Origin of the sequence: Sedimentimonas flavescens (assembly GCF_019264375.1) — a bacterium.
Classification (GTDB): domain Bacteria; phylum Pseudomonadota; class Alphaproteobacteria; order Rhodobacterales; family Rhodobacteraceae; genus Rhodobacter; species Rhodobacter flavescens.
On the sequence record NZ_JAHVAI010000017.1, the window covers coordinates 19369 to 45196 of the forward strand.

The 25828-nt window shown below is 61.2% G+C and carries 25 protein-coding genes and 1 pseudogene; 21 read left to right on the forward strand and 5 right to left on the reverse strand.

The window, feature by feature from the left end:
* Positions 1-118 precede the first annotated feature (118 nt).
* Entirely contained in the window at positions 119-1186 is a 1068-nt protein-coding gene (locus KTQ37_RS14375) for a helix-turn-helix domain-containing protein (protein WP_218631215.1), read from the reverse strand.
* A 226-nt stretch (positions 1187-1412) separates the two neighbouring features.
* Between KTQ37_RS14375 and KTQ37_RS14380 the strand changes: the two genes are divergently transcribed.
* From KTQ37_RS14380 to KTQ37_RS14420, 9 genes are all read left to right on the forward strand, one after another.
* Positions 1413-2294: a recombinase family protein gene (locus KTQ37_RS14380; RefSeq protein WP_038073824.1), complete on the forward strand. Its 882-nt coding sequence runs from the start codon at positions 1413-1415 to the stop codon at positions 2292-2294.
* A 365-nt stretch (positions 2295-2659) separates the two neighbouring features.
* Positions 2660-3859 (forward strand): plasmid partitioning protein RepA, encoded by a 1200-nt coding sequence (gene repA, locus KTQ37_RS14385; RefSeq protein ID WP_218631216.1) that lies wholly within the window; start codon positions 2660-2662, stop codon positions 3857-3859.
* Positions 3859-4827, forward strand: coding sequence for a plasmid partitioning protein RepB (gene repB / locus KTQ37_RS14390; RefSeq protein ID WP_236021242.1), 969 nt, complete (start codon positions 3859-3861; stop codon positions 4825-4827). Before repA ends, repB begins: the two co-directional genes overlap by 1 nt.
* 240 nt (positions 4828-5067) lie before the next feature.
* Positions 5068-6123, forward strand: coding sequence for a plasmid replication protein RepC (gene repC / locus KTQ37_RS14395; protein WP_218631218.1), 1056 nt, complete (start codon positions 5068-5070; stop codon positions 6121-6123).
* Between the two features lie 106 nt (positions 6124-6229).
* The gene (locus KTQ37_RS14400) at positions 6230-8398 is read left to right on the forward strand and encodes a ParB/RepB/Spo0J family partition protein (protein WP_218631219.1); all 2169 of its coding nucleotides are present in this window, start codon (positions 6230-6232) and stop codon (positions 8396-8398) included.
* Between the two features lie 99 nt (positions 8399-8497).
* The gene (locus KTQ37_RS14405; protein ID WP_218631220.1) at positions 8498-8971 is read left to right on the forward strand and encodes a hypothetical protein; all 474 of its coding nucleotides are present in this window, start codon (positions 8498-8500) and stop codon (positions 8969-8971) included.
* Positions 8972-9356: 385 nt separating this feature from the next.
* Entirely contained in the window at positions 9357-9521 is a 165-nt protein-coding gene (locus KTQ37_RS14410; protein WP_008335988.1) for a hypothetical protein, read from the forward strand.
* A 254-nt stretch (positions 9522-9775) separates the two neighbouring features.
* On the forward strand, positions 9776-10828 hold the full coding sequence (locus tag KTQ37_RS14415) for a hypothetical protein (protein WP_218631221.1): 1053 nt from the start codon (positions 9776-9778) through the stop codon (positions 10826-10828).
* A gap of 753 nt (positions 10829-11581) precedes the next feature.
* On the forward strand, positions 11582-11986 hold the full coding sequence (locus KTQ37_RS14420) for a single-stranded DNA-binding protein (protein ID WP_218631222.1): 405 nt from the start codon (positions 11582-11584) through the stop codon (positions 11984-11986).
* 64 nt (positions 11987-12050) lie between these two features.
* Here KTQ37_RS14420 and KTQ37_RS14425 read toward each other — a convergent pair whose 3' ends face one another.
* A complete protein-coding gene (locus KTQ37_RS14425) occupies positions 12051-12344 on the reverse strand; it encodes a ribosome small subunit-dependent GTPase A (RefSeq protein WP_328799740.1) in 294 nt (97 codons plus the stop codon).
* Positions 12345-12445: 101 nt separating this feature from the next.
* Between KTQ37_RS14425 and KTQ37_RS14430 the strand changes: the two genes are divergently transcribed.
* The 10 genes from KTQ37_RS14430 to KTQ37_RS14475 all read left to right on the forward strand — a co-directional run bounded on the left by KTQ37_RS14430 (position 12446) and on the right by KTQ37_RS14475 (position 18530).
* Entirely contained in the window at positions 12446-13645 is a 1200-nt protein-coding gene (locus KTQ37_RS14430) for a DUF932 domain-containing protein (RefSeq protein ID WP_218631223.1), read from the forward strand.
* A 93-nt stretch (positions 13646-13738) separates the two neighbouring features.
* Positions 13739-14239, forward strand: coding sequence for a hypothetical protein (locus tag KTQ37_RS14435; RefSeq protein ID WP_007803268.1), 501 nt, complete (start codon positions 13739-13741; stop codon positions 14237-14239).
* Between the two features lie 96 nt (positions 14240-14335).
* A complete protein-coding gene (locus tag KTQ37_RS14440; RefSeq protein ID WP_218631224.1) occupies positions 14336-14854 on the forward strand; it encodes a DNA repair protein RadC in 519 nt (172 codons plus the stop codon).
* 95 nt (positions 14855-14949) lie between these two features.
* Entirely contained in the window at positions 14950-15441 is a 492-nt protein-coding gene (locus KTQ37_RS14445) for a DUF6878 family protein (protein WP_218631225.1), read from the forward strand.
* Positions 15442-15451: 10 nt separating this feature from the next.
* Positions 15452-15829, forward strand: a complete 378-nt coding sequence (locus tag KTQ37_RS14450; RefSeq protein ID WP_218631226.1) for a DUF6915 family protein — start codon at positions 15452-15454, stop codon at positions 15827-15829.
* A 273-nt stretch (positions 15830-16102) separates the two neighbouring features.
* Entirely contained in the window at positions 16103-16522 is a 420-nt protein-coding gene (locus tag KTQ37_RS14455; RefSeq protein WP_112324455.1) for a hypothetical protein, read from the forward strand.
* Positions 16515-17159 carry an antitoxin of toxin-antitoxin stability system gene (locus tag KTQ37_RS14460; RefSeq protein WP_218631227.1) on the forward strand — a complete coding sequence of 215 codons (645 nt, stop codon included), beginning with the start codon at positions 16515-16517 and terminating at the stop codon, positions 17157-17159. Before KTQ37_RS14455 ends, KTQ37_RS14460 begins: the two co-directional genes overlap by 8 nt.
* A 58-nt stretch (positions 17160-17217) precedes the next feature.
* Positions 17218-17619 (forward strand): MbcA/ParS/Xre antitoxin family protein, encoded by a 402-nt coding sequence (locus KTQ37_RS14465; RefSeq protein ID WP_112324460.1) that lies wholly within the window; start codon positions 17218-17220, stop codon positions 17617-17619.
* Positions 17616-18317, forward strand: coding sequence for an RES family NAD+ phosphorylase (locus KTQ37_RS14470; protein ID WP_218631228.1), 702 nt, complete (start codon positions 17616-17618; stop codon positions 18315-18317). The genes KTQ37_RS14465 and KTQ37_RS14470 overlap by 4 nt, the downstream gene beginning before the upstream one ends.
* Positions 18318-18353: 36 nt before the next feature.
* A complete protein-coding gene (locus KTQ37_RS14475; RefSeq protein ID WP_018065915.1) occupies positions 18354-18530 on the forward strand; it encodes a type II toxin-antitoxin system TacA family antitoxin in 177 nt (58 codons plus the stop codon).
* Positions 18531-18612: 82 nt separating this feature from the next.
* Here the strand turns inward: KTQ37_RS14475 and KTQ37_RS14480 are convergent, their stop codons facing one another.
* The 3 genes from KTQ37_RS14480 to KTQ37_RS14490 form a co-directional block, all read right to left on the reverse strand.
* Positions 18613-19530, reverse strand: a complete 918-nt coding sequence (locus tag KTQ37_RS14480; protein WP_218631229.1) for a nucleotidyl transferase AbiEii/AbiGii toxin family protein — start codon at positions 19528-19530, stop codon at positions 18613-18615.
* Positions 19520-20332, reverse strand: coding sequence for a type IV toxin-antitoxin system AbiEi family antitoxin (locus KTQ37_RS14485; RefSeq protein WP_218631230.1), 813 nt, complete (start codon positions 20330-20332; stop codon positions 19520-19522). Before KTQ37_RS14485 ends, KTQ37_RS14480 begins: the two co-directional genes overlap by 11 nt.
* 373 nt (positions 20333-20705) lie before the next feature.
* A complete protein-coding gene (locus tag KTQ37_RS14490; protein WP_218631231.1) occupies positions 20706-21002 on the reverse strand; it encodes a hypothetical protein in 297 nt (98 codons plus the stop codon).
* Between the two features lie 178 nt (positions 21003-21180).
* Between KTQ37_RS14490 and KTQ37_RS14495 the strand changes: the two genes are divergently transcribed.
* Together KTQ37_RS14495 and KTQ37_RS14500 are read left to right on the forward strand one after the other, a co-directional pair.
* Entirely contained in the window at positions 21181-25557 is a 4377-nt protein-coding gene (locus KTQ37_RS14495) for a strawberry notch-like NTP hydrolase domain-containing protein (RefSeq protein ID WP_218631232.1), read from the forward strand.
* Positions 25558-25560: 3 nt separating this feature from the next.
* Positions 25561-25828, forward strand: a pseudogene (locus tag KTQ37_RS14500) (hypothetical protein); the annotation flags it as partial.

Below are 25828 nucleotides of genomic sequence, written 5' to 3' on the forward strand. Positions count from 1 at the left end.
CAATCGCTGAGCGAAGCGCGCCATAGCGCGATTTCAAGTTGCATATACAGCGCACACGACATCCATTAAGATTTTGTATTTAACTACAAAAATTTCGAATCCATCACTGGACGATCCGTCAGACTGTCGCTTTCCACATTCGATACCGCCCCTGCCCTGTCACTTCGCGGATCAAACCGTTTTCTTCCATCCACGCCAGATTGCGCTGAACGGCGGCGCGACTGGCTCCGGTCATGGCCTCAGCCATTGGGGCGGAGACCAAGGGCCACTGAGAGAAAGTTCTTCGCAAGGCAAGCGGCGTGCGGCCAGACAATTGCGCCATGACGTTTTCTGCCCGACCCGTCCACGCTTCAATATCGTCAAGTGTTCGCATCGCCGTCAGAATTGCGCTGTTCATGCCATCCAACCAGCGGGCCAAGCGTTCGGTAGGCGTGCCCGAGCCACGCAGCCCCCCTGCCCCGCCCATAGCCAGCGGCGCGAAGACGGCGCCGCTTCCGTCGCAGGCCGCGACCCTGGACGCGGTGACGGCGGCTTCGATCTGGTCTCCGTGCTGTCCGAGGCCCGCCAGACTCCAGAGATGAAAGCCCATGCAAGCCCGGGTGATTGGGTGGAGCTCGGCTGCGGCTGTCATTACATCCAGCCATCCGCCCGCGCGATCTTCGAAACGCTCAGCGCTGTCTTCAATGTTCTCGGGATCGCGGCGATCCAGGAAGGCGGCCAAATCAGCTTTTGGTCCGGGACCGCCTGCCAGGCGCCGAACAGCCCATCCAACTCTTGCAAGGGCATTTTGGTCATCCTGTGCGCCCGAGAGCCGCATCGATATCCAGAGCGCCAGGCGGTCAGCACTGACCCGATCCCCTGCGAACCAGCTAAGGTCCGCTGCCTCGATCAGAGCAAGCCGATGCCGCCAGCCTTCCGGGCCGCGCAGCAGCCGGTCATCCAGAGCACCCAGGCGTCCAGCGACCCGTGCCAGTCGCGCAGCGTGAATGCCTTCTGCCTTTGCCCAGTCTTCGATGACAGCAGTGTCTGGCGGTTCCGCCCGTGGCCCAGGAGGCAAATCATCCAGTTCTTCCTCGAGTGGCCCAGGCAGAAACCAGAGATCCTCGTCGTGAGCCTCTTCATCCTCCTCGATTGTGATGAGGGGGTCATCAAAATCATTAGTCAATGCAGATGGTTGGGTCTTCATATATGCAAAATACCGTTCTTTTGCACATTACCCAAGCATTTTTGTGGCCGCTGCATGTACCCTTTATATAGTATGCGCACGCGACTGCCGGCGGAACCTCTCAGATCGCGCTCAGCGCAAGGAAACCAAGGCATTGTACGCCAGCACGACGAGAGAACACTTGCTTGCATTCGTTTGCAAACGGTCGTTTATTGACGATATATTAAATTGCAAACGGCCCAGTTTCATGCCCCTGATTGGCTATGCGCGCGTCTCCACCGAGGATCAGACCCCCCTGCCCCAGTCTGAGGCACTGCAGTCTGCGGGATGCGCCGAGATCTTTGAAGAGCACGCCTCGGGCGGCAATCGCGCGCGGCCCGTGCTTGCACGTGTGCTGGAGCGGATTGGCAAGGGCGACACGCTGGTCGTCGTGCGGATCGACCGGCTTGCGCGGTCTTTGTCGCACCTACTTGAGGTGATCGAAAAACTGGAGGGCAAGGGGGCGTTCTTCCGCTCGCTCCAGGACCCGATCGACACTGCCTCGCCCCAGGGCAAGTTCACGTTGCAGGTTCTGGGCGCTGCGGCTGAGTTCGAACGCGCTCTGATCCGCGAGCGTACCAAAGCCGGACTTGCCTCGGCACGCTCAAAGGGCCGCGTCGGCGGCAACCCAGGTCTTCGCGCCAAGGACCCTGAAGCGCTGCGCAAGGTGCGGCTGGCGCGACAGGACGGCTACATGGAGCGCTTGAACGAAACTGCGCAGGATTGGGTGCCCCATGTGCGCCGTTTGCGCCCCGATATGGCTTGGGAAGACGTCCTGCGGATCATCAATGGCCCCCTGCCCCATGATCGGCGCTGGACGCAAAGCCGCCTGCTCCGCGCCGTGAAGGCATACGTGGCGGACGGATTCCTGCCCGCTGAAGTGCTTGGACGCGCTGGACGTCGCGAAACCGACGATCGCCTGCCCGCGATTGTCGCCGCAATCAAAGGTGCTGACCCCGAGATCACCTTGCAGGCAATCTGCGACCGACTGGAATCCATGCGTGAGCGCACCCCTCGCGGTCGCACCAGCTGGCAGCCTTCCTCAGTCAGAATGCTGCTGGAGCGGGCAGAGCGTCTCGGCCTTTTGTAGGCCCAATGGTCGGCAAACTACTCTTGTCGCTCAGCCAAAATCTTCCAGAATCATCGCCTCAATTGGACTAAGATTACCTAAATATCCAACAAAGCCTTGGGGTTAGTTGGCGCGAGCAGAAAATATCTCGAAGGATACCAACCTCGCCAGATTCGGTCTTTATCGTTATTAATCAATGCGTTATACAGCACAGGCCCCACGCGGCCAAATTGGTGCTGTGGATAACTTTTCCACTACATTTAGATTCTTCTTGCCGGACTCAGATGTTCGTGGCATCTCCATACTGACGGCAAAACGCGTCAGACGCGGCTTCGACCGTCAGAACGACAAAGAGCCTTAGCAAAGGCCATGAGAGGCGGCAGAACATGGATGATCGAAATACGGGCTACGCGCAAGGAATAGGCTCTTCCGACATCGGAGCATTCGCAGACAGTCTTGCTGAGTCGCTTGACCGGCAGATGAAAGTTGCGTTCGAGCCAGAAGAACGCAAGTCCTTGCGCCGCTTCAGCTCGACCGAGGTCGCCGAGTTGCTGCGCGTTAGTACGTCGAACCTGCGCAACCGCCACAAAGAGGGCAGCTTCCCAGAAGTTCACACTGACGGTCGTGGTCATAGGTTCTACACAGCCGAAGAAGTTGACGACCTCCGCAACATTTTGGCGCGGACAGGCAAAAATGCTGACGCGTACAGACCTGGCCGCCGAGACGGCGACCGTCTTCAGGTCATTTCGGTCGTGAATTTCAAAGGCGGCAGCTCGAAGACAACAGCGACGATCCATTTGGCACACAGGTATGCCCTTCGTGGCTACCGCGTGCTTGTGCTGGACCTCGACCCACAAGCCAGTTTGACGACATTTTTCGGCTTCCGGCCTGAGCTCGAATTTGCCGAAGGCGGCACAATCTACGACGCATTGAGATACGATGATCAAGTTCCGCTCTCGGAGGTCATCCAGAAAACATACTTCCACAAGCTCGACATGGTCCCGGCCGGCTTGATGTTGTCCGAGTACGAAACCGAAACAGCGAATGCCCTTGCGCGCAGGGTTCAGCCGATTTTCGCAGAGCGTCTTGCTCTGGCGCTAGAGGAAGTCGACTCAGACTATGACATCGTGCTGATCGATTGCCCTCCGCAGTTGGGCTTCCTGACATTGACAGCATTGGCAGCGTCCACGGGCTTACTCGTGACGGTCGTCCCCGGCATGCTCGACATCGCTTCGATGAGCCAGTTCCTCAAACTCGCTTCGGAAACGGTCAAAGCCGTCGAAGAGGCGATTGGACGACATGTCACTTGGGACTTCGTAAAGTTCCTGATCACACGCTACGAGCCGTCGGACGGACCACAAACGCAAATGGCCGGGTACCTGCGCTCAATCCTCGCGGGCCAAGTCATGACTGAACCGATGCTGAAGTCGACAGCCATTTCTGACGCCGGCATGACTCAGCAAACCATCTACGAGGTAGACCCGAGCCAGCTCATTCGGAAGACCATTGATCGGGCTTTGACCAGCGTGAACAGCGTTGCCGATGAGCTGGAGCAGACAATCCAAATGGCATGGGGGCGTCGCTGATGGCTCGAAATATCTTCAACCAGCCACCGAAAGACGAGAAAGAGTCGGCAGCCCCCTCCCCTGCCCCGGTCAAATCCTCGAAGCTACCTGGCTCGGTTGGCGGATTGCGGGATTCTCTCCGGGAAATCACTGCCAACTCAATCCGAGATATCGAACCCGACCGGATCGATATGGATGGTCTCCGGGATCGCCTGATCCTGGAAGATAGTAGCATTGAAGACCTCGCCGAAAGCATTCGCAAGCATGGTCAGCAAGTGCCGATCATGGTTCGCCCCTCTGACCAACCGGATCGATACCGCATCATCTACGGGCGTCGCAGACTTGCAGCCATTCGAAGAGTTGGTGGAACCGTCAAAGCGATCGTTCGAACGCTCGATGATGATGCTTCTCTGATCGCGCAGGGTCAGGAAAACAACCTGCGGCTGGATCCGTCCTTCATTGAAAAATCTCTTTTTATCAAAGAGATGCAGGAGGCCGGTTACAAGCCTGGCGTCATTCAGGATGCCCTAGGCCTCACCCGGCAAGGTGTGTCGAACCATCGTGTAGTCATTGAGCAGCTGCCTGACGAACTTGTCCGGCTTATCGGACCGGCTCATGGCGTAGGTCGACGGCAATGGGGTGATCTTGCTGCACTTTCAGAGAAGGCTCCGCTTGTCGACATTGCGCGTGAGACACTTGCCTCTCTGCCTGACACCACTCCAAGCTCGGACAAGTTTCAAGCCGTCTATGTTGCGTGCTCCAGCAAGGCGCGTAGCGCAGCCAACCAAAGCGCCCGTGGCCAAACGACCGTGGTAAAGGACAATAGTGGTAGCCCTGTCGGCACACTTTCAGTCGATGGCAAGTCGATCGCTATCAAGATCACCCGCAAGGACAACCCGGAATTCGGCCAATGGCTCGAAGAGCGCGCGGAAACCACGCTGCGAGAGCTTTTTGAACAATGGCAGAATGAGAGAGGCTCGGGGAGCTGATCCCCGGTCATAACCAAAAACACGAGCAGAGGAGAAAGGCGAAGACCAAAAAGAAAAGAGCCCCCCAAGGTTTCCCCCGGAGAGCCCTCATCATCTGATTAGCACCTGTGATGTAGCAATCTCCGACATACCGGTCAAGAGTCACCGATTCGGTGGACGTCTTTTTGTTGCCTTTTCTCGCCAAACACAGCGGGAAGAGCCGGGGAAGTTGTGGGCCGCAACGGTCGTCGTTCAACAAACATGGCATTCACAAAGCTTTCCGTTCAGACCTTTGGCGTCGGCAAGGGCACTCCCGCCACGTCAACACCTGAAACCGACATCTGGGCAGTCTTCCGCGCGCTCAGAGATACTCGCAGCCTGTTCGGTCTCCGTCCAGGACATGTTCAAACGCTCCAAGCGATGCTGAGCTTTCTCAAGCCTGGGCATGGAGACACAGTCTTCGCTTCCAACGACGAGATCTGCCGTCGAGTTGGCGGGATCGATGAACGAACCCTCCGTAGGCACATCGATCGCTTTGTTGAACTCGGTTTCATGAAGCGCCACGACAGCCCAAATCGCAAGAGATACCGAGTGAAGTCCTCCGAAGGTCAGTCCATTAGCTATGGCTTGTCGCTGGCTCCGTTGCTCGCGCGTGCCGGCGAACTACTTGCGACAGCCCAAGCGATGGAAAACGCTCGTCGGGATCGCGTGTTTTTGCGAAAGCAAATCCTAACCAAACTTGCTCAGATCGACGAAGCTGACCCCGAGAACGAACTCACTCATCAGGTACGCCGAGTTCTTCGGAGGAAGCTCTCGATCGCGGAGTATCGTGCTTTGCTCGGCGAACTGGAGGCTCAATGCAAACAGATGTCCACCGCGGTGGACGCACCAGAAACAATGAAACTGCCCGCCAATGACGGGCAAACTGTCCGCCACCATTCTAAGTCTAAAAAAGAACAAAAAGATTTAGAAAGCGGGACCAACAGCGAAACACTTCCCCTGCAAACGCTCACAAGCGTTTGTGACCAGGCTACATCGTTCGCAACCAACACACTTAGGAACTGGCACGATGTCGAAAGCCACGCGAGAACGCTCGCTCCAATGATGGGAATCCACGAAAGCACCTTCGAAAAGGCTGCTAGGAAGATAGGCTCTCAAAAAGCATCATGCGCCATCTTCATAATTCTCCAGATGAGCAATCGCATCCGAGACTTTGGAGCGTATTTCCACAGCATCACGCTCGGTCGCAGAGAAACTGACTTCAACCCATCACTGTTGTTGGAGAGGCTTTCTCATTCTGGGGCAGCAACTGCGTGATGTCCACCGCGGTGGACATGTTGAGAGGGAGAGATGGGCTGTGAAAGGGGTGACGGGAAGTGAGAACGGAAGAGTGGCTTCCGGCGCCCGTCGTGGAGAAGATCTGATGGCGAAATCTGCCCAGAAAGTCACCCTGTCCCCGTCCCGGGACATTCCCTTCGACAAGCTCGTGCTGAGCCAGTCCAACGTCCGGCGCATCAAGGCCGGCATCTCGGTCGAGGAACTGGCCGAAGACATCGCCCGCCGCGGGTTGCTGCAGAGCCTGAGCGTTCGGCCCATTCTGGCGGATGACGGGTCCGAGACCGGCAAGTTCGAAATCCCCGCTGGCGGCCGGCGCTTCCAAGCACTCTCGCTCCTGGTGAAGCAGAAGCGTCTGGCCAAGACGACACCCATCCCCTGCATCGTGCGGGATGCCAATTCCACCATCCTCGCCGAAGACGACTCACTCGCTGAGAACATGCAGCGCGCTGCCCTGCATCCGCTCGATCAGTTCCGCGCCTTCGCGGCGCTGCGGGAGAAGGGTCAGGGCGATGAGGAGATCGCAGCCGCTTTCTTCGTCACGCCGCAGGTGGTCAAACAGCGCCTGAAACTCGCAGCCGTGGCCCCTGCCCTGCTCGAGCTTTATGCCGAGGACGAGATGACGCTGGAGCAGCTGATGGCCTTCACGGTCAATCCGGATCACGAGCGCCAGGTTCAGGTCTGGGATGCGATCAAGTCATCATGGAACAAGGAGCCCTATCAGATCCGGCGGATGCTGACGGAAACCTCGGTACGCGCCTCTGACCGTCGGGCCGTCTTTGTCGGCGTCGAGGCGTACGAGACGGCTGGTGGCACCATGTTGCATGACCTCTTCCAGGGCGATGACGGCGGCTGGCTGGAAGACCCGGCCCTGCTGGATCGTCAGGTCAGCGAGAAGCTTCAGGCTGAAGCCGAAGCGATCGCGACCGAAGGTTGGAAATGGATCGAGGTCTCGCTCGACCTGCCCTATGGCTACAGCCACGGTTTGCGGCGGCTGAGCGGAGACCCGGCGCCGATGACGGATGACGAAGGCGCGGCCCATGACAAACTGCTTGCCGAATACCGAGCGCTCGAAGAGGAATACGAGGGCCAGGATGAATTCCCCGAAGAGATCGACGCGCGTCTTGGCGAGTTGGAAGTCGCGATGGAGAAGCTCGAGGCCAGGCCGCTGATCTTCGACGCGGAGGAGATCGCGAGGGCAGGGGCCTTCGTGACGCTTGATCGCTATGGCGAGCTTGCAGTTTATCGGGGCTTTGTCCGGCCCGAGGATGAACCTCGGGCAGACGTAGACGTCCACAGCGGTGAACAGGCGGCAGACGGGCAGGGCGTTGAGCTTTCAACGGGGAGCAAAGTAGATGGTATCGGCCATGGCACGGTGATCACCTCTGCCGGTCAAATGCTTGGCGCGAACATGCCCGACGACGAGGACGATGGTGCGTTGAAGCCCTTGCCCGAGCGGCTGATCATGGAGTTGACGGCGCACCGGACATTGGCACTGCGGGAAGCTGTCGGGCGTTCTCCTGACGTCGCCCTGACGCTGCTGCTCCTGAAGCTCGTCAATGACACCTTCCGGACGTCCAGTTCGGCCGGCAGCTGCCTTGAGGCCTCGGTGCGTCACGTCTACATGTCCGCGCAGGCGAGCGATCTGAAGGATAGCGTGGTGGCAAAGCTGGTGGATGATCGCCACGCCGAGTGGGAGGCCGACTTGCCGCTCGGCGACGATGCCGTTCTTTGGGACTACCTGGCTTCCCTCGATCAGGCGAGCCGGCTGTCGCTACTCGCGCATTGCCTCAGCTTCGGGATCAACGCGCTCCATGAGAAGGTGAACCCTTATGGTGCCGGTATCTCCGCCAGCGGTTTGACCAAGCGGATGACACAGTCCGACTTGGTCGCACAGGCGGTCGAACTCGACATGGTCGAGGCGGGCTGGGAGCCGACGGTCGATACTTATCTGAACCGTGTGCCCAAGGCCCGGATCCTCGAGGCCGTGCGCGAGGCGAAAGGGGAGGGGACGGCGCAACTCCTCGATCATTTGAAGAAGGGCGAGATGGCGACCGAAGCCGAGCGTCTGCTGAAAGGCAGCGGCTGGTTGCCGGAGGTTCTTCGCCGTCACGACCTGGCGGCGCTCGATGCCGAAGACGGGCAGGGGGTGTCTGAGCCCGTTCCCGGCTCCGAGCAGGCCGAAGATGTCGACCTTCCCGCCTTCCTCACCGCTGAGCTGCCGAGCAATGAAGCATCGATGATGGCCGCGGAGTGATCTGGACCATCCGAGGGCGGGGAAACCCGCCCTCAATCACATAAAATACAACAATATCAATATGATGAATGCAAAGTGACGCATTCAGGATGAGGAATCATGTCTGCAACCACCATTCTCGACACCGCGCCCCTGGGCGCGCTCATTCGCTACACCGACAACAGTCCGAAACCACCTGCGCGGTTCACGAAGAAGCTCGCGGCCTGGGAACGCTCGAACGGCGTCGGCCGTCTCGTCAAAAAGGAGCCGCCGCGAGCCTATCCAACCTGGACGGCGCCGGCGTCGTTCACGCTGCACGAGGGGAACTTCTCCTCGGACGGGGTCATACTCGTGACCATCATGCGAACGCATTTGGCTGACAGTGCGTTGACCTTCAAGGTAGCAGAGGAACCGAAGCCCGGACAGGTGCGCGTCCTGGTGGATTTTGGCGGCTGCACGGAGCTGCTCCACCTGGCCGAGTCTGTCACGGCTGCGGAACTCTGGATCGCCAGAGAAGGCTATCGCAACGCGCGGCTCGAGATCGTCGGCAGCGAGGGCGGCGATAGGGCAGGGGATGCGGAACTTGCCGCCTAAGCATGTAGAATCCAAGGGGTCCGCCAAAGCGCGGGCCTCTCACCCATCACGACTCTTTCCCGCGAGATCGCGGGGCACCATAGGGTCCAATCCAACACGAAACTAGCTCTGGTACCAAATGTCTGCCGGGAGGCTGGCAGCGATAGCATCAGCGGGACACCCGGCTCCAGTCAGCCGTCGCACCATCCCCCGCTCGCCATTCCCTTCCTTGCCCCGAATCCCGTCTTCGAGATCAACCCGCGAGGGGTCGGACTACGGGCGAGCCCGTGCCGCCGGGTGGATTCGGACGAGCCGAACGCACCCGGTGATGTCAGCCAGTCTTCGGGCCTGCGGGGTCCTGTCGCGCGGGGGATGGTCCTCCGCCTCCAAGACAGGAGCCAAACAGATGTCCCGCAAAGATGCTCACGCCTTCGCCGCTTCCCTCGCCGCCACGCTCATGGTCTCGATCGTCGTCTTCCAGGCAGGAGATGGAACCTTTGGCGCCGTCCCCGCCGATGAAATCGACGGAGACGAGGTACAGGTGGTGGGTGAGATCGACCCGTGGGCGTAAAGCCCACGGGGTCGAAGACAGCTCGGGCTCGGGGCAAAGCTCCGATCCGGGCCTTTCGCTTGTCCACCGTTCCGGCCGACCGGCAGACTGAGCCGACGATGGTCGGCATGCCTTTGCATTAAGAAAACAAGCTCGAGCGTCAGCCAATCTGGCTTTGCACAGACATCAGCGGTCAATTGCAGTGCAATGAATGCAGCTTGAACATCGTCAGGGTTCGTCGGAAGCTGCGTTATATTTGGTTCAGGTCACGTCGCATGCTCTACAAATCATTGATTTCCTTATACGGTTCATCGCTTGCGGGTAAATCGGCTCCTGCTGACGACCTGGTTTGGCACTTTGCGCCGTCCGAGGATCTGAGGCTTTTTCGCGAGTATGCGCTCGATGCCCTGCAGCAGGCGAAAGTGTACCTGCTCGACCATATGGCTGCAGCCTATGCCGATACGCTTCATGACGCAGTCGCCAAACAGGCTTCGGAAACCGGTCTTCCCGCAATGGCCATTCTGGGTGAGGTAAAGCTCCCCGCCGACGTTGTTTGGGTCGAATTCGACGATCGAGAGCTGGGTGTCGCGCGCTTTGAACGGGCTTCACCTGTAACGAGACATGACGACAAACCCGTAGGCACTGGTCTACGCGGCTATCTCATCGATGATCGAAACAAGGGCCACTTGCGGATCACGATGTTCCATCGCCGCGAGAATTCGCGGGTCGTCGATCCAATCTGCGCTTTGCTCGTGAAGCGAATTCCGACAGGCGAGTTGAATTACGACAACGTCGAAGTCGAGTTGAGCCGTTCCATGGTCGAATTCCGTGTGCGGAGCGGTGATACGATGGAAATGATCAACGGTCGGCGCACGGTGCACCAAGTTGAAACAGGCTACGACCTGTTCATCCCTTACGCGCTCTTTGCGATGCTGGTTTCCCCGGACTTGGGTGGCATCATTCCCACGGAAAACGAGACGTTCACAGCCAAGGATGCAAAGACCGCTCGAAAGTTCGGGAAGTCCTGGATTCTAGGCGCGCAGAAATCCCATCTTACAATCCGCATTGGTCCGCAGGCCGCGGCTCACATGCAGGAGCGGCAGGCTCGCCTTGAGTTCGAGCGTCAGGTCCAGGACGGGCGAAGCGGCCCTGTTCGCCATTGGGTGAGCGAACATGAGCGGCGCTATCGCAGCGGTAAAGTTGTGTTGGTGAAGGGGCACCACAGAGGGCAATTGCCTGCGCCTAATCTGCCAACGCGTGTGATGGGACCAAAACCCGAGGCAACGATTTTCGAGTTGGACACAATTGATCCGCCCAACCTAGACTGAACCCGGAGTTTTCCATGCAGTCATCTCGTCTGTCGTCAATCTATCGTCGTCACATTGACGAACAGCCGTAGTTTTCGGCCTTGATCGGACCAGGTCGGTGCCAAAAGCTCAGGGTGCCGGAAACCCTGCGATACCGGCGCACAAGCGGATTCCATTCTCCCCGATCAGTTCGGCCAGGAAGTGGTCCATCCCTTGGCGATGGCTTCCGCATTGGTGCAACCTTTCGCCATCTGCCAATCCGAGACCGTGGAGATTGACCTGGCGACTTTCTTCCGCATTTTCTGCAGAGCGTTGGGCGACAATGTCCCGAGATCGAAATCAGTTATTTGGTGCGGTCGGTGTCCGGAATATTCCGGTATCGATAGCCCGTCGCGGTAGGGCCCTGCATTTCCCGGCAGGCAAGGGCAGGGGTGAGAGCTGGTGATAGCCACTTAGGCCGCTAGCGGTGTGCTGGGCTTTGGTTCAAACAGTCCCGATTGGCAAGGGGACATGGTCTGGCATGGGCTCCCCGCATCTCTCTGTCTCCTGGGCCATCCCTTCGACTGACAATCCCCTAATCCCGTTCGGTCTCCTGCGCGCAACCCCGCGTCAGTCCGGGCCGTGTTGGCCGCCTTTGGCGTCCTGCCCGCTCCACCCCGGTCCTCTGGGGGTGTCCGGTGTCCATGTTGTCCACCGTGCACGCGTCACCCGATGGGCTTTTTCAGGGTCTTGTCGAAGGGACGGTCCCGAAGACAGGAAACACAGGAGCTTATCATGCAGAACATCGTCATCCTCGCCGGCAACACCGGTCAGACCCCCGAAGTCCGCACCACCCAGAGCGGCACCAAGATCACCAACTTCAGCCTCGCCACCTCGCGTCCCCGCCTCTCGGAAGGCCGTGTGATGCGCGACGAGAACGGCTACCGGGTCATGGACACCGAATGGCACCGCATCACCTGCTTCAACGGTCTCGGCAAGACGGTCGCTGAGCATTGCGAAAAGGGCATGAAGGTCCTCGTCCACGGCCGCATCCACTACACCAAGTGGATCGATAGCATGGGGAACGACCGCTACGGCTGCGAGATCATCGCCGAAAAGGTCGACTTCCTGAGCCGCCCGAAGTCGGCCGAGAACGAAAACCCCGAGCTGGTAGACCGTGACGATGAGATCCCGTTCTGAGGAACGGGCTCTCCCCCTTGGACCCGGTGGGGCAACCCGCCGGGTCCTATGTTGTTTTAGGAAACTATCGGTCCGATTTCGCCTTCACGGCGCTCCGCACCAGCTTGCCGAAGGCGCGGTCCTTTTCGCGGCGCTCGGCAAGGCTGGCGGAGTTGAAGGCATCCTCGGCCTGTAGTTTATGCCAGCGGGCGAGCCGCGCAGGGTCGAGGCTGCAGTCTTCGACGGCAGCGAGGATGGCGCAGCCGGGCTCAGTCTCATGCTCGCAGTCGGTGAACCGGCATCTTGCAGCTAGCGCCCCGATATCCTCGAACACGTCGGCGATGCCTGCGGCAGCATCGGTCAGCCGCAATTCGCGCATGCCTCTCCCGCCTCTTTCGAGAGTTACAGGAGTGCCGGTTTCCCGGTGACGGGTTGAGGGCTGGGAGAGTGGCTCCCGGCGCCTGTCGCGGAGGAATGCCGATGGGCGTTTTGGAAGTTCTGGATGCGGTACAGCCGACGCGGGCTGGTGGCTGGAAAGTGGATGTGAGCCGGGGTGACCGGAATGGGCGGGTGTCGTCCGAATGGTTCAACAGGCCGGATGACGAGCGGTACCTGTCGCTCGACGATCTCTGGGCCAATGTGAAGGGTCGCTCTGAGCGCAGCCGCAGCCGGGTGGTGCAAACCGCCGACATCCGTGTCGAGGCAGCGCGCGACAGTGCAGAGCGGCTGCACTTGGTCCTGCCGAAAGCGCATGAGCCGATCGCACCCACGCACTGGGCCTTCGGCCAGCTTGCCAGCATCGTCGGTGCCCCGGCATCCTACCTGCGGCAGCTTCCCGCGCCTCTGGCGGGGATCAACCTGCAATACGGTTTGACCAACCACCGCGCCGAGCAGGTGAAGACCTTCGAGACCGAGGATGGCCGCACGGAACTGCGCGCCGTGACCGGTCCCGACTACGGCCGCATCCATGACTTCGAGCTTGTCGAGGCGGTTCAGCGCATCGCGGGCAATGGCACGGGCGATACGCGCTGGAAGGTACCGGGTGTGCTGGATTGGTCGACCGGGGTCTACAACCCCGATGTCGAAATAAGTCGCGACACGACCACGCTCTACGCCTCAGACCGCGATGTCTTCCTGTTCCTGGTCGACGATCGCAATCCGATCGAAGCAGGCAAGTTACCCGACGGCTCCCCCGATCTCTATTTCCGGGGCTTCTATTGCTGGAATTCCGAGGTGGGCGCGAAGACCCTTGGCATGGCGAGCTTCTATCTGCGGGCGGTGTGCCAGAACCGCAACCTCTGGGGTGTCGAGGACTTCCAAGAGATCAAGATCCGTCACTCGAAATACGCCGCGTCGCGCTTCGCACATGAGGCGGCGCCGGCGCTGACGCGGTTTGCCAATTCCTCGCCGCAGGGGTTCGTGAACGGGATCCGGGCAGCTCGACAGCAGGTCGTGGCGCGCAGCGATGAGGACCGTGCCGATTTCCTGCGCAAACGGGGTTTCTCGAAGGCCGAATCCGGCAAGATCATCGAGAAGGTGCTGGTGGAGGAAGGTCGCCCGCCCGAGAGCATCTTCGACTTCGTACAGGGCATTACCCGGCTTGCGCGCGACAAGACTCAGCAGGATGCCCGCCTTGATATGGAAGGGCGCGCCAAGAAGCTTCTCGACCGCGTTGGTTGAGGTGGCGACCGGAGGCGATATCGCCTCCGGTCTCGTCCCTGTTTCATCGATCTGCTACCGTGCCCGACATGTTTAGGTATTGGAAGTACGCGCATGGAAGAAATCGATTGGTCAGATCGTGCATTTTATGATGACGGCGAATGGGTTACCTGGTCGGAAATCGACGAGCAGCTTCGCTACAAGGAGTGGGGCGCTAAATACCCGAACGCGATCCGGTCTATGATCCCATATTTTGAGGATCTCCTGTCCCTCGCGGAAAGCTACCACCTCGAGACCGGCCTTCACCTCTCTGTCTACGGCGATATCGGTGAGCTGTTCGGTGCTATCACGTACGGTATCAAGCTGAACAAGACCTACGCCCAGGGTGCTGACGGAAGACTTGGCAATGATCATGTCGAGGTCAAAACCATTACGCCATTCAAGACAAAGGATGTGGTTGTGGTCGATACCAATGGGCATTTCAACAAGCTCTTGGTTGTAAAGATCAACGAGGATTTTCAGGTCTCGGGTCGGATGATCGACCGAAAAGATCTTCCAAAGCGCGAAGGGCGCTACTTGCGGGTTCGATGGGGCGATTTACCAACGCCGAAATGATCGGCCCGATCAGCGACAGAGAGTCCGAGGGGGCGGTTTGGTCTTTGACGGTTTGAAGCGGGGAGAGAGGCTCTACGCACCGTCGGAGATATGCCCATGTTCGATCTTACTCTCCAAACTCAGCCGGAAATACAGAAAACAGGTTTGCCGCCGAGCTTCCTGACCGTTCTTGCAGATCAAGACTTGCCGTTTGCGCTCACGACGGCTTGCCATGCTCCCGCGGCGCTCATGTCCGGGCATGCACACCCCAAGGTACTGGAGCGGTTTGCCACGCTGGCCGAAGCCATGCAGGGGGCAATCGTTCACGCCGAAAATGTCACCCCTGAAGACGCGCCGCGCATCCTGGCGATCCTCGATCGGGAGGGCCGCCTCGTTCTGGCCGGGGCTACCTATGATGGCGGGGTCGCATGGTGCCACCCGGTCTCGGATGCCGCCGAAGCCCGCGCCGTCGTGTCCGAGGCCAGCCAGACCCGCGCGCAGGCCATGCGGGCGGCCGAGTGGCATGCACATGGCCTCGCGCGACGGCTGCGGCACCACGCCGACGTTCTCGATGCCCGTCTTGTCGATCCGCTCTGGCGTGTCTTCGCGTCTCGCGCACTGCAGATCGCGGCGTGACGCCCCAGAGTCAGAGAAGGGCAGGGGAGGATGTGAGCCTAGGAGGACGAGAGAGCCTCGGGGTTCAGATCCTTTCCCTCATTTCGGAGTTTCCAATGTCCAAGATCGAACCCACCTTGGCCGCGCCGATGGCGCCGTCCAGGATTGATTTCGCCGCCGTGCTGGCTCGGCAGTCCGAGCGTGACGCGCGGATCGCAGCTTTGCGTCCGGCCAACAAGGAGCGCCTCTTCGATGGCCTGACTGCCGCGGGCATCACCCATGTGACCGTGAGCTTTGACGGCTATGGCGATAGCGGCCAGGTTGAAAGCATCGAAGCCTACGCTGGCGACGCCGAAGTCACTTTCCCCAAGACCCAGATCGCCTATGCCGCATTGACCTGGGACGACCCGGAGGTCGAGATGCGGGCGCTTTCGCTCGAAGATGTCGTCGAGCAACTGGCCTACGACTTCCTCTCCGACACCCATTGCGGCTGGGAGAACAACGACGGGGCTTACGGCGAATTCTGCTTCGACGCGAGCGCTCGCACCATCCACCTTGAGTTCAACGAGCGCTTCAGCTCGTCCGAACTCTACACGCACGATTTCTGAGGGGGCGGCGATGGCACATCCCTACCACCACGCCCTGTCCTCGGTGCAGAAATGGGGCGGCACGGTCGACGACTACCTCGCCGTGCATTCCTGGTTCGACCAGAGCAAGGAGATCACAGCCGATTTTCGGCACCGGGCGCTGCGCCACCATGCCGAGGGCATCTTCATGGCCGAGACGATCTTCGGCCAGACCCTCACGCTCTCGACCGGACGCATCATCCCGACTCGGTGGGTCGGCGAGCAGCATGTAAGGGAAGACCTTGGCTTCATCCCGAGCTTCGCCGATTGGGTGAAGGCCATTCGGCCCGAGCCTTGGATGGGTCGAACCGAACGGATCGAGGCACGGGTCGATCCGCATCTCGTTTCGCCCGTGGTTGAGGTCACGTGAAATGACCGATCCCACTTATCGACGTCTTGGCTTGCCGCCGACCGCTTCGCGACTGGCAGTGGTTCGCGCGGCGGTCCGGTCGCTACACCCCGACACGCGCGCTGTTTGCGGTCTCCGGCTGGCGCGGAAGCGCTTCTACCGGCAGATGCTCTGCGCGCATGCCGCGCGTCAGGCGTCAGGCGACCAGCCCACCGGCTGATCGCCCCACCCATCCCTTCATCCAAATCCAGTAACCGGCCGCCCGGCCGGGTTTTCCCCATTCAGGAGGTCCCCATGGCGGATTACTTCACCCATTTCTCATGCCTGATCGACGTCGGTAGCCCCGACAAGGCCGCCCGCGCGCTCGCGCTGTTCCAAGAACTTCGCGCCGCAGATGAGGACGCCGATGACCCGGAGGTCGCAGGCTTCGACCTCGTGCGCCAGGACGCGCCCGATGGCAGCACCCTCTGGATCCATGATGACGAACACGGCGATGTCGAAGCCGTCATCCGCTTCGTCTTGCGCCTCGCCGAAGACCTCAACCTCACCGGCCTTTGGGGGTTCCAGTATTCTCTGACCTGCTCTCGGCCACGACTCGAAGCCTTTGGTGGCGGCGCGCATGCCATCGATCTCGGCGCGCGCAAATCCATCGGCTGGTCCAGCACGCAAGAATGGCTGGCCGCCGCATTGAACGGGGAGGACATCGATGCCTGAGGTGATCTGCACCACCGTCTACCAGTTCCCCGAACTCTCGGATGCCACCAAGGAGAAGGCGCGCAGCTGGTATCGCGAACTCGGCCCCCACGACGACTGGTGGGACGCGGTCTATGAGGATTTCGAAAGGGTCTGCGAGATCCTCGGCATCCGCCTGAAGACCACGCCCGTGCGGCTGATGGGCGGCGGGACGCGGGCCAAGCCCTGTATCTGGTTCTCCGGGTTCTGGAGCCAGGGCGACGGGGCTTGCTTCGAAGGCTACTGGTCCCACGCCAAGGGCGGGGCCACACGCATCCGCGACTACGCGCCCCAAGACGCGGCTTTGCAAGGCATCGCCGACCGGCTGCAGGCCATCCAGCGGCGGAACTTTTACCAACTCGCCGCCGAGGTCAGCCATCGCGGGCGCTACTACCACGAATACACCATGGCCGTTGATGTCACGCGGGACAGCCCGACCTGGCAGCCGCCGACAGAGGACGCCGAAGACATCGTGACCGAGGCGCTGCGTGATCTGGCCCGCTGGCTCTACCGCCAGCTTGAAGCCGAATACGACCACCTGACCTCGGACGAGGCCATCGAGGAGGGGATCATCGTGAACGAGTACACCTTCACGGAAGCCGGGCGCCGCTTCGGGTGAGAGCGCAGGCAGTTCATTTGATCTTTACAAGGAGGTCATATGATCTATATTCGGGCCAATGGAGGACGCCATGTACGTTGCTGAGAAAATCCGGGAACCCGCACAGATCAACGCCGTCGCGTTGAAAGCTTATGCACGCGTGGCCGATGCTTGGGGTCTCAGTCTCAAGGAAGCGGCTGGCCTTGCCGACATGTCAGAGAGCACGTGGAAGCGCGCCAAGAAGCCGGATTTCGCCGGAGAGCTCACCAAGGACCAACTGCTGCGGCTCAGCGCTGTAATTGGCATCTTCAAGTCGCTCGAACTCTACTTCTCGGAGCCTCTGGCAAAAAGCTGGTTTACCCGACCGAACACCGGTCCGCTCTTTGGTGGAAGCCGACCAGTCGACACCGCCATCGACGGGGGGTTGCCGCAGATCCTCGCGGTGCGGACCTATCTCGATGCGTTGCGTGGTGGGGCATGAAGCAGACCGAGGTTTCAGATCGCGGTCTCGTTCGTCTCCTGACTGCCACCTACCACAAGCCGCCATCCCTGCGCGGTCTCGTCGATACCGATGACGAGATGGAGATCTTGGCAGAGATCGAGGGCCTGACCAGTGGACGTCTACAGGCCGAACGCGGGCGCAACCCACATCTGGACCCGCGCGAACTCGCTTGGCAACGCCGTAGCCGCGATCTGCGCATCTATGGGGACAGTCACGTCAACGCAGCCTTCACTTACACCCGCGCCGGCGGAAACCGCTTCAACGCCGAGGAGCGCGGCGCTTGGTACTGCGCATGGGATGTGATGGTTTCTGTCAGCGAAGTGGCCTGGCACCGCACACGCGAACTCGGCTTTACCGGCAGCTTCCACGACAGCGCCCGCTATGTGGAATTGCTGGCCGACTTCATCGGCGTCTTCAACGACATGACCGATGAGGCAGGTCATCCGGCGCTGCATCCGGATCCGGCTGTCGGGTATCCCGAGGGCCAAAGCCTGGCACAGCATCTGCGTCGGGGCGGATCCAAGGGCCTGATTTACCCTTCGGTCCGGGCTCCTGCACCGGGCGGGAATTGCCTGGTCTGCTTCGAGCCCCACGCAATTCAGAACGTTCGTCCGGGCGCGTCTTGGGATCTTGTTTGGGATGGGACACCGCACTACTCGATTGCGGCTGTCAGCTAATCCGCAAAACCGTAATTGCCCCGGAGGCCTATAAGGATGGCAACGCCTGATATTGAAAGCCCTGACCGCACCGATCTCAAGCAGATCGACCATGCGCACTTCTTTGAAGCGATGGACTCGCCGCCTTTGCCGACCGAAGCACTGCGCTCTGCCTTTCGTCGGGCGAAAACGCGGTCATTTCAGCGAAACACAGGGCTTGGAAGCGCCGACTGAGTTCACCCGTCTTCGGCGCCTCCCATCGACGCGATGAGGACGGCCAACGCAAAGCGCCCCTCACGACGGTGATGGCCGTGGCTCAACCCAGGAGCTTCAACAAGGCGTCGCGATGCGTGGCATGTTTTTCGGGGTTGTCGCGCTTCAGTTTGTTCAGGTTGAGGACTTTCCACTTCACGGCCGGTAGCTCAGCGGCTTGCGAGCGGTTGATCGCCGCAAAGTCAGGCTCGCCGTCCTGAAGCGTCAGGAGGAACTGCCTCGCCTTGTCATCGAGCCTCGATTGCAGATCGGCGACCAACTTCAGGCGTGTCGCCAAAAGTGTAGTGAGAGGGACGGGTGTTCTGGTCATGCCCTCGAATTCCCGTGCGTAGGGTTGCTCGAGATCGATCAGGTTCGGATCGAGAAGCTCATGCGCCGGTCGTGGCGAACTGGCGACATAGATCAGGAAGGTGTGGAAGAGGTCGTGCGTCACACCCTCGTTTTCGTAAAGGAGCGTGACGTCGTAGAGATCCCGGGGATGCTGCCTGTCCAGGGCGGCGTGCAGCTTGCCAGCGAACAGGTCCTCGAACGAGACGATCTGCATTTCGGCATAGCCATAGGCATCCTCCACGGCGGCAGAGACGGTCCGGACTTCCGGGTCGTGGACCACGCCCCGGGTCACGGGCGAGGTTTCGATCTTGATCTCGGCATTGTCCAGGCGCGCCAGGAGCCGGGTGGCTCCGCCGCCGCCCCCTTGGATGCGCTGCGATTTCGCGCCGTGGATTCCGGTCTCGATGGAAGCCGCGATGCGATCCATCGCGGCGTTGATCTCGTCCAGGCTCTCGGCGCGTTCCTTGATTGGCAGGTAGGTCAGGTCGATGTCGACCGACAGCCGAGGCAGGTCGCGGTAGAAGAGGTTGATGGCCGTCCCGCCCTTGAGTGCGAAGACGCTTTCGCCCGCGACATGGGGCAGGACGCGCACCAGGAGCGCAACCTGGGCTTCATAGGTCTCACGCGCCATGTTCGGCCTCCGGTTTCACGAATTCTTCCGGCACCATGATCCGATAGCGCGGGTGGATCTTGCCGCCCTGGACCAGAGCCCGGTCGCCGCTTCCGAGGTCGAATACCTGCGGGTCGATCCGTTTGCGCCACGGATGATCGTGGCGGTCCGCGAAGACGAAGAACAGGCGCTTGACCTTGATCTTCTGGCACGCTTGCAGGAGGTCGGAAATCAGCCTTGGGCGCAGGGTTGTCAGGCTCTCGAAGACCATGTCGAGCGTGTGGAAACTCTCATGGTGGGGCAACTCGTCCATGGCTTCCAGGATTGCGCGCTCCGGCGTCGACATCGTCAGACCCCAGTCCCATGGTAGGCCTGTCGTTTTGCCCTCGATCACACCCAGCTTCGGATCGGTGAACAAGGAACGGGTGCGAATATTGATCGGGGCATCCGTCGGCAGTTTGATCAGCCAGTTCGGGACCTTGTCCCCATAGACCCAGACTGGAGCGCTTTCGCCAAGGCGAAGGTAGTGGGCATGTCCTTGTTCACCGAGTGCCGTTGTGCTGCCGACATGCAAATCATGACCCATGATATGTTGCATCGAAAGGATGCAGGTCTTCCAGTCGATGCTGTTGGACGCCTGCATATTCGGGACTGGCCGGCGGAAGACACCGCGTGCGATGCGGTCCAGCCAGCCGCGCTTCACATAGTCACGGAAGCTCTCATAGGCGATGCCTTGCGAGACGAGCCATGCCGCATCGACCAGATAGCCGGCGGGTACGGCATCGAGCAGTTTCTTCAGATTCTGTGACCTTGCGGTGTTCATGATGCCTAAAGTGACAGATTTTCAAAGAGACATCCACAGTTTTCTTTGATAAAAATACTTTTACAGCGTTATGGACGCTCCTATCTCACTATTTTCAAAGAACTGAGGGACTAGCCCCAAGGGGAGGGAGATCTGAAGACGCTGGGTTGAGAGACGGCTACGACTTGCGGTGGTTACCGAAGGTCGCAGCGGTGCACCTCCCGGCGTGCCGCCGGGACCAGGCCTTGGTCCTTCGGACAGGAGTTTGACCGAGGCTGATGTCCCGAAGGGCCTATCTGCCAACCTACAGGTTGGCAGCTGCGCTCGGTTTGCCAAACTATGATGTGGCAAAAAGCTGGACGACCGCACAGAGCGTCACTAGCCTGTGCTGTGCTCACTTATTCCCGTCGATCCACTTCGACATGAGTCCCTTGTCGCGGAAGCATTCGTCCGGAACGGCGCGCTGTTTGATCCGGGCGAGTTTCTCAGCGAAGGCCACCTGCCTGGACGTGGGCAGCCGGTCCATGTCCGATACCGGCTTCAGCTGGGCCTGAGCCTCGATCCAAGCGCTCAAAGATCGCCGGTCTTGCTGAACCTCCCAGGGCAGGAGCGTCCGGTTGCGCAGGGCGAGCGACCGCGCATAGGCAATCTGCTTGGGTGTTACGGGCATGGCGTTCTTGGTGCTTTCCATGGTGGAACCCCCTTTCTGGCTTGGCTCAGAATATAGAACAGAACAAGAACAAAATCAAGCCGAGCTTCCGGGACGCGTCGGATTCGAGAGGGAGAGAGGGGCCGGGAAAGATCAGGTCCGAGGCTGCCCGAGAGAGGGTGTACGGGCCTTATCCTGTCCTTCATTCCGGAGTTTCCCGATGACCCATCTTGCCCCTGTTGCGCAGGCGTCCTTGCCTGCGCCCATTGTCCCGTTGGCAGCAAATCCTGCCCCTGCGATCGTTGCTGTTGCCGAAGCGCTGCAGCCCGATCTGGCGCAAGGGCTTCAGATCGACGCGCTGCGCCTCCGCCGCGAGATGGAACATGCCTTTGGCGGTTCCGATGCGACCGGTGCCTGGGACTGGAAGTTCGCCTATGAGGCGGGCGAGGTGGCGCTGATCCTCTTTCTGCGGAAATTCGGTCGGGCGTTGCTTGCGCGTGCCGGCTCGCCTGCGGCGCTCTTGCCGATCCTCGCCAAGGTGGCAGGCCTCTTGCCCACGCACACCCGGCGGTCGGAAGAGATGGAGCGCTTTCAGCAATTCTCGACGCCGCTGCCCATGGGGCTCGCGGCTGTGGCGGCAGCACAGATCACGCCCCGTGATCTTGTCCTAGAGCCGTCTGCCGGGACCGGGCTTCTGGCGATCCTCGCCGAGATCGCCGGCGGCACTCTGGCTCTGAACGAGTTGGCGGGCACCCGCGCCGATCTTCTGCGCCTGCTGTTCCCGGCCCGACCGGTCACGGGGTTCGATGCCGCGCAGATCGACGATCATCTCGATGCCTGCTCAAGCCCGAGCGTCATTCTGATGAACCCGCCCTTCTCGGCCCAAGCCAATGTCGATGGTCGGTCGACCGAGGCGACGGCCCGACATCTGCGCTCGGCCCTTGCGCGCTTGGTTCCCGGCGGACGGCTCGTGGCCATCACAGGGGCCGGTTTCGCGCCGGATGCGCCGGCCTGGGCCGAGACCTTCGGCCGTCTGACCGAGACGGCCCATCTCATCTTCACCGGCGCGGTGTCGGGCGCAGCTTTCGCCAAGCACGGCACCAGCTTCGAGACGCGGATTTCTGTCTTCGATAAATGCCGCGGCGGTGAGCCGGGCGGCATCACCGCTGACCTGCACCAGCCCACGTCCCCGGACGTAGCGCATCTGATGTCCAGGGTCACTGCAGAGGTTCCGCCGCGCCTGGAGCTTGATCCGGCAGTTACTGTGAGTCTGGGCCACACTTCCCTCTTCCCGGGAAGTCCTGCCCCGACCACCCGCAAACCCGTCAGCCGATCCCGCGCGACCTCCGCAGCTCAACCGGCGAAACCAGACACACCGATTGAGGCCGAGGAACTGGACTACGCTCTCCGCGACGCCGCCGAGGACGAAGATGCGACACGCCTGTCCGACGCGATCTACGAGACCTTCCGTTTGCAGGCGATCGAGATCCCGGGCGCGGCCCAACACCCGACCAAGCTTGTGCAATCCGCGGCCATGGCCTCGGTCGCACCGCCGAAACCCAGCTACCGCCCCAAGCTTCCCGCGACCATCCTGCGCGACGGCCTGCTGTCCGACGCGCAGCTTGAGACCGTCATCTACGCGGGCGAAGCCCACTGCGCATACCTCGCCGGGTCGTGGGCCGTCGATGAGACCGGAGACGTGGTCGCCGCTGCACCGGAGGACGCCGCTGACGCCGTCCGCTTCCGCCGCGGCTTTTTCCTCGGCGATGGCACCGGTGCGGGCAAGGGCCGCCAGTCGGCTGGGATCCTGCTCGACAACTGGTGCCAAGGCCGCCGCAAGGCGCTCTGGATCTCGAAAAGCGACAAGCTCCTCGAGGACGCGCAGCGCGACTGGTCGGCGCTCGGGCAGGAGCGCCTGCTGGTGACGCCGCTGTCGCGTTTCGCACAAGGCCGCGACATCCCGCTGACCGAGGGCATCCTCTTCACCACCTATGCGACGCTGCGCTCGGAAGAACGGGGTGCCAAGAAATCCCGCGTCGACCAGATCGTCGACTGGCTCGGGGCAGATTTCGACGGGGTGATCCTGTTTGACGAAAGCCATGCCATGGCGAATGCCGCCGGGGGCAAAGGCGAACGCGGCGAAACACAAGCCTCGCAACAGGGCAGGGCGGGTCTGCGCCTGCAGCACAAACTTCCGAATGCCCGCGTGGTCTATGTCTCGGCCACGGGCGCGACGACCGTCCACAACCTCGCCTATGCGCAGCGGCTCGGGCTTTGGGGCGGGGAGGATTTTCCCTTTGCGTCCCGCGCCGAGTTTGTCGAAGCCATCGAGGCTGGCGGTGTCGCGGCGATGGAGGTTCTGGCCCGCGACCTTCGGGCGCTCGGCCTCTACACGGCGCGGTCGCTGTCCTATGATGGTGTCGAATACGAGATGCTGGAGCATGCGCTCAGCCCCGAGCAGCGCAGCATGTACGATGCCTATGCCGGGGCCTTCGCCATCATCCACAACAACCTGACCGCGGCGTTGGAGGCCGCGAACGTCATGGGCGACAGCGGTACGCTGAACCGGCAGGCCAAGTCTGCTGCCCGGTCAGCTTTCGAGTCCGCCAAGCAGCGTTTCTTCGGCCATTTGCTCACCTCGATGAAGACCCCCACGCTGATCGCATCCATCGATGCCGATCTGGCAGCGGGTCATGCGGCGGTCATCCAGATCGTCTCGACGGGTGAGGCGCTGATGGAGCGCCGCCTGTCCGAAATCCCGACAGACGAATGGAACGACATCCGCTGTGACATCACGCCCAGGGAATATGTCCTGGACTACCTCGCCCATTCCTTCCCGGTGCAGCTCTACGAGCCCTTCACCGACAGCGAGGGCAACCTCTCGTCGCGGCCCGTGACACGGGACGGCCAGCCCGTCGAATGTCGCGATGCCGTTCGCCGTCGTGACGCGCTGATCGAAAAGCTGGCCTCGCTGCCGCCGGTGCCGGGGGCGCTCGACCAGATCGTCCAGCGCTTCGGCACCGATCTCGTGGCCGAGGTCACGGGGCGTTCACGGCGCATCGTGCGCAAGGGCGAAGGGCATTCGGCACGGCTCGTGGTGGAGAGCCGGGCCGGAGCCGCGAACCTCGCGGAAACCCAAGCCTTCATGGATGACGAAAAGCGTATCCTGATCTTTTCGGATGCCGGCGGCACCGGGCGCAGCTATCACGCCGATCTCGGGGCGAAGAACCAGCGCCTGCGGGTCCACTACCTCTTGGAACCCGGCTGGAAGGCAGACGCGGCGATTCAGGGCCTCGGACGCACCAACCGGACCAACCAGGCGCAGCCGCCGCTGTTCCGGCCGGTGGCCACCGATGTGAAGGCGGAGAAGCGGTTCCTGTCGACCATCGCGCGTCGTCTTGACACGCTTGGCGCGATCACGCGCGGCCAGCGCCAGACCGGCGGGCAGGGGTTGTTCCGCCCGGAGGATAACCTCGAGTCTCGTTACGCCCGCGACGCCCTGCGCCAGCTTTACCGCCGCATCTATCGCGGCGATCTGGCCGGATGTTCGCTCGGGGCTTTCGAGGATGCGACCGGGCTCAGCCTGACCGATGATAACGGGCTGAAGGATGACCTGCCGCCGATCACGACCTTCCTCAATCGCCTGCTGGCGCTGACGATCGACATGCAGGCCGTGCTGTTCGCGGGTTTCGAGGAGCTGCTCGATCAGCGAATTGAGGGCGCCATCGCCGCCGGGGTCTATGATCTCGGGCTCGAGACACTCCGTGCTGAGAGCTTCCGGGTGACCGACGTACAGGTCATCTACACCCATCCGGGCTCCGGCGCGGAAACCCAGCTGCTGACCATCGCGGAAAAGCGCCGCAACACGCCTACCTCGCTGGCCGATGCGCTCGAATGGCTGGATGACCCGCAGGCGCGGCTTCTGGTCAACAGCCGCTCGGGCCGGGCTGCCGTGCAGGTTCCCGCCACCAGTCACATGCTGGACGATGGGACCATCGAGCCGCGCCTGCGCCTGATCCGCCCGCTTGATGCCAGCACGGTCCCGGCCAAGGTCATGGAGGACACCCACTGGCTCGAGGCCGACCGCGCGGCCTTCACAGCGGCGTGGATTGCGGAACTGGCCGAGGTGCCGGAGTTTTCGGTCTCCACACTGCACATCGTGGCAGGTCTTCTGCTGCCGATCTGGAAGCAGCTTCCCCAGGATGAAACCCGCGTCTACCGCCTGCAGACCGATGACGGGCAGCGCATCATCGGCCGCCGCGTCTCGCCTGCCTGGGTCGTGACCACGCTGGCCGCCGATGCGCCCAAGCTCTCGGCCGCGCAGGTCCATGCCCTCGTTCTGGAGGGCAAGACTGTGGTGCGCCTGGCCGAAGGGATGGAATTGCACCGCTCGCGCGTCATGGGCGCGAACCGGATCGAACTCTCGGGCTTCTCGGAGGCAGCCAAGGATCGGCTCAAGGCCGATGGCTTCTTCTCGGAGATTATTAGTTGGAAGCTTCGGCTGTTCTGCCCGACCGACGCCGATGGCGTCGCGATACTGGATCGCCTGCTTGCACGTTGTCCTGTCGCAAGGCTACATGATCGCGGAGGTTGTTGACCCATGTATTCCGAGACCGAAGACCTCGTGCGCGAGCTGGCAGAAAATGCCGAAGGCGTCTGTCGTGCCTACCTTCCCGCCGGACGGCGGGAAGGATCCTACTGGATCGTGGGTGACCTGCAAAACAACCCCGGCCGCTCGCTCTTCGTGCGTTTGACGGGCCCTGCGTCGGGACCAGGGGCAGCGGGCAAGTTTACGGAACATGTTGCGGTGCGGATTATGTTGCGGTTGCGGTTCTGGTCCCTGTTTTGCTGTGGATTTCGCGGGGCTG

Bases quoted from the DNA above. Each gene is read 5' to 3' on its own strand.
- KTQ37_RS14375 (WP_218631215.1), bottom strand. From the start codon at position 1,186: ATGAAGACCCAACCATCTGCATTGACTAATGATTTTGATGACCCCCTC.
- KTQ37_RS14380 (WP_038073824.1), top strand. From the start codon at position 1,413: ATGCCCCTGATTGGCTATGCGCGCGTCTCCACCGAGGATCAGACCCCC.
- repA (WP_218631216.1), top strand. From the start codon at position 2,660: ATGGATGATCGAAATACGGGCTACGCGCAAGGAATAGGCTCTTCCGAC.
- repB (WP_236021242.1), top strand. From the start codon at position 3,859: ATGGCTCGAAATATCTTCAACCAGCCACCGAAAGACGAGAAAGAGTCG.
- repC (WP_218631218.1), top strand. From the start codon at position 5,068: ATGGCATTCACAAAGCTTTCCGTTCAGACCTTTGGCGTCGGCAAGGGC.
- KTQ37_RS14400 (WP_218631219.1), top strand. From the start codon at position 6,230: ATGGCGAAATCTGCCCAGAAAGTCACCCTGTCCCCGTCCCGGGACATT.
- KTQ37_RS14405 (WP_218631220.1), top strand. From the start codon at position 8,498: ATGTCTGCAACCACCATTCTCGACACCGCGCCCCTGGGCGCGCTCATT.
- KTQ37_RS14410 (WP_008335988.1), top strand. From the start codon at position 9,357: ATGTCCCGCAAAGATGCTCACGCCTTCGCCGCTTCCCTCGCCGCCACG.
- KTQ37_RS14415 (WP_218631221.1), top strand. From the start codon at position 9,776: ATGCTCTACAAATCATTGATTTCCTTATACGGTTCATCGCTTGCGGGT.
- KTQ37_RS14420 (WP_218631222.1), top strand. From the start codon at position 11,582: ATGCAGAACATCGTCATCCTCGCCGGCAACACCGGTCAGACCCCCGAA.
- KTQ37_RS14425 (WP_328799740.1), bottom strand. From the start codon at position 12,344: ATGCGCGAATTGCGGCTGACCGATGCTGCCGCAGGCATCGCCGACGTG.
- KTQ37_RS14430 (WP_218631223.1), top strand. From the start codon at position 12,446: ATGGGCGTTTTGGAAGTTCTGGATGCGGTACAGCCGACGCGGGCTGGT.
- KTQ37_RS14435 (WP_007803268.1), top strand. From the start codon at position 13,739: ATGGAAGAAATCGATTGGTCAGATCGTGCATTTTATGATGACGGCGAA.
- KTQ37_RS14440 (WP_218631224.1), top strand. From the start codon at position 14,336: ATGTTCGATCTTACTCTCCAAACTCAGCCGGAAATACAGAAAACAGGT.
- KTQ37_RS14445 (WP_218631225.1), top strand. From the start codon at position 14,950: ATGTCCAAGATCGAACCCACCTTGGCCGCGCCGATGGCGCCGTCCAGG.
- KTQ37_RS14450 (WP_218631226.1), top strand. From the start codon at position 15,452: ATGGCACATCCCTACCACCACGCCCTGTCCTCGGTGCAGAAATGGGGC.
- KTQ37_RS14455 (WP_112324455.1), top strand. From the start codon at position 16,103: ATGGCGGATTACTTCACCCATTTCTCATGCCTGATCGACGTCGGTAGC.
- KTQ37_RS14460 (WP_218631227.1), top strand. From the start codon at position 16,515: ATGCCTGAGGTGATCTGCACCACCGTCTACCAGTTCCCCGAACTCTCG.
- KTQ37_RS14465 (WP_112324460.1), top strand. From the start codon at position 17,218: ATGGAGGACGCCATGTACGTTGCTGAGAAAATCCGGGAACCCGCACAG.
- KTQ37_RS14470 (WP_218631228.1), top strand. From the start codon at position 17,616: ATGAAGCAGACCGAGGTTTCAGATCGCGGTCTCGTTCGTCTCCTGACT.
- KTQ37_RS14475 (WP_018065915.1), top strand. From the start codon at position 18,354: ATGGCAACGCCTGATATTGAAAGCCCTGACCGCACCGATCTCAAGCAG.
- KTQ37_RS14480 (WP_218631229.1), bottom strand. From the start codon at position 19,530: ATGGCGCGTGAGACCTATGAAGCCCAGGTTGCGCTCCTGGTGCGCGTC.
- KTQ37_RS14485 (WP_218631230.1), bottom strand. From the start codon at position 20,332: ATGAACACCGCAAGGTCACAGAATCTGAAGAAACTGCTCGATGCCGTA.
- KTQ37_RS14490 (WP_218631231.1), bottom strand. From the start codon at position 21,002: ATGGAAAGCACCAAGAACGCCATGCCCGTAACACCCAAGCAGATTGCC.
- KTQ37_RS14495 (WP_218631232.1), top strand. From the start codon at position 21,181: ATGACCCATCTTGCCCCTGTTGCGCAGGCGTCCTTGCCTGCGCCCATT.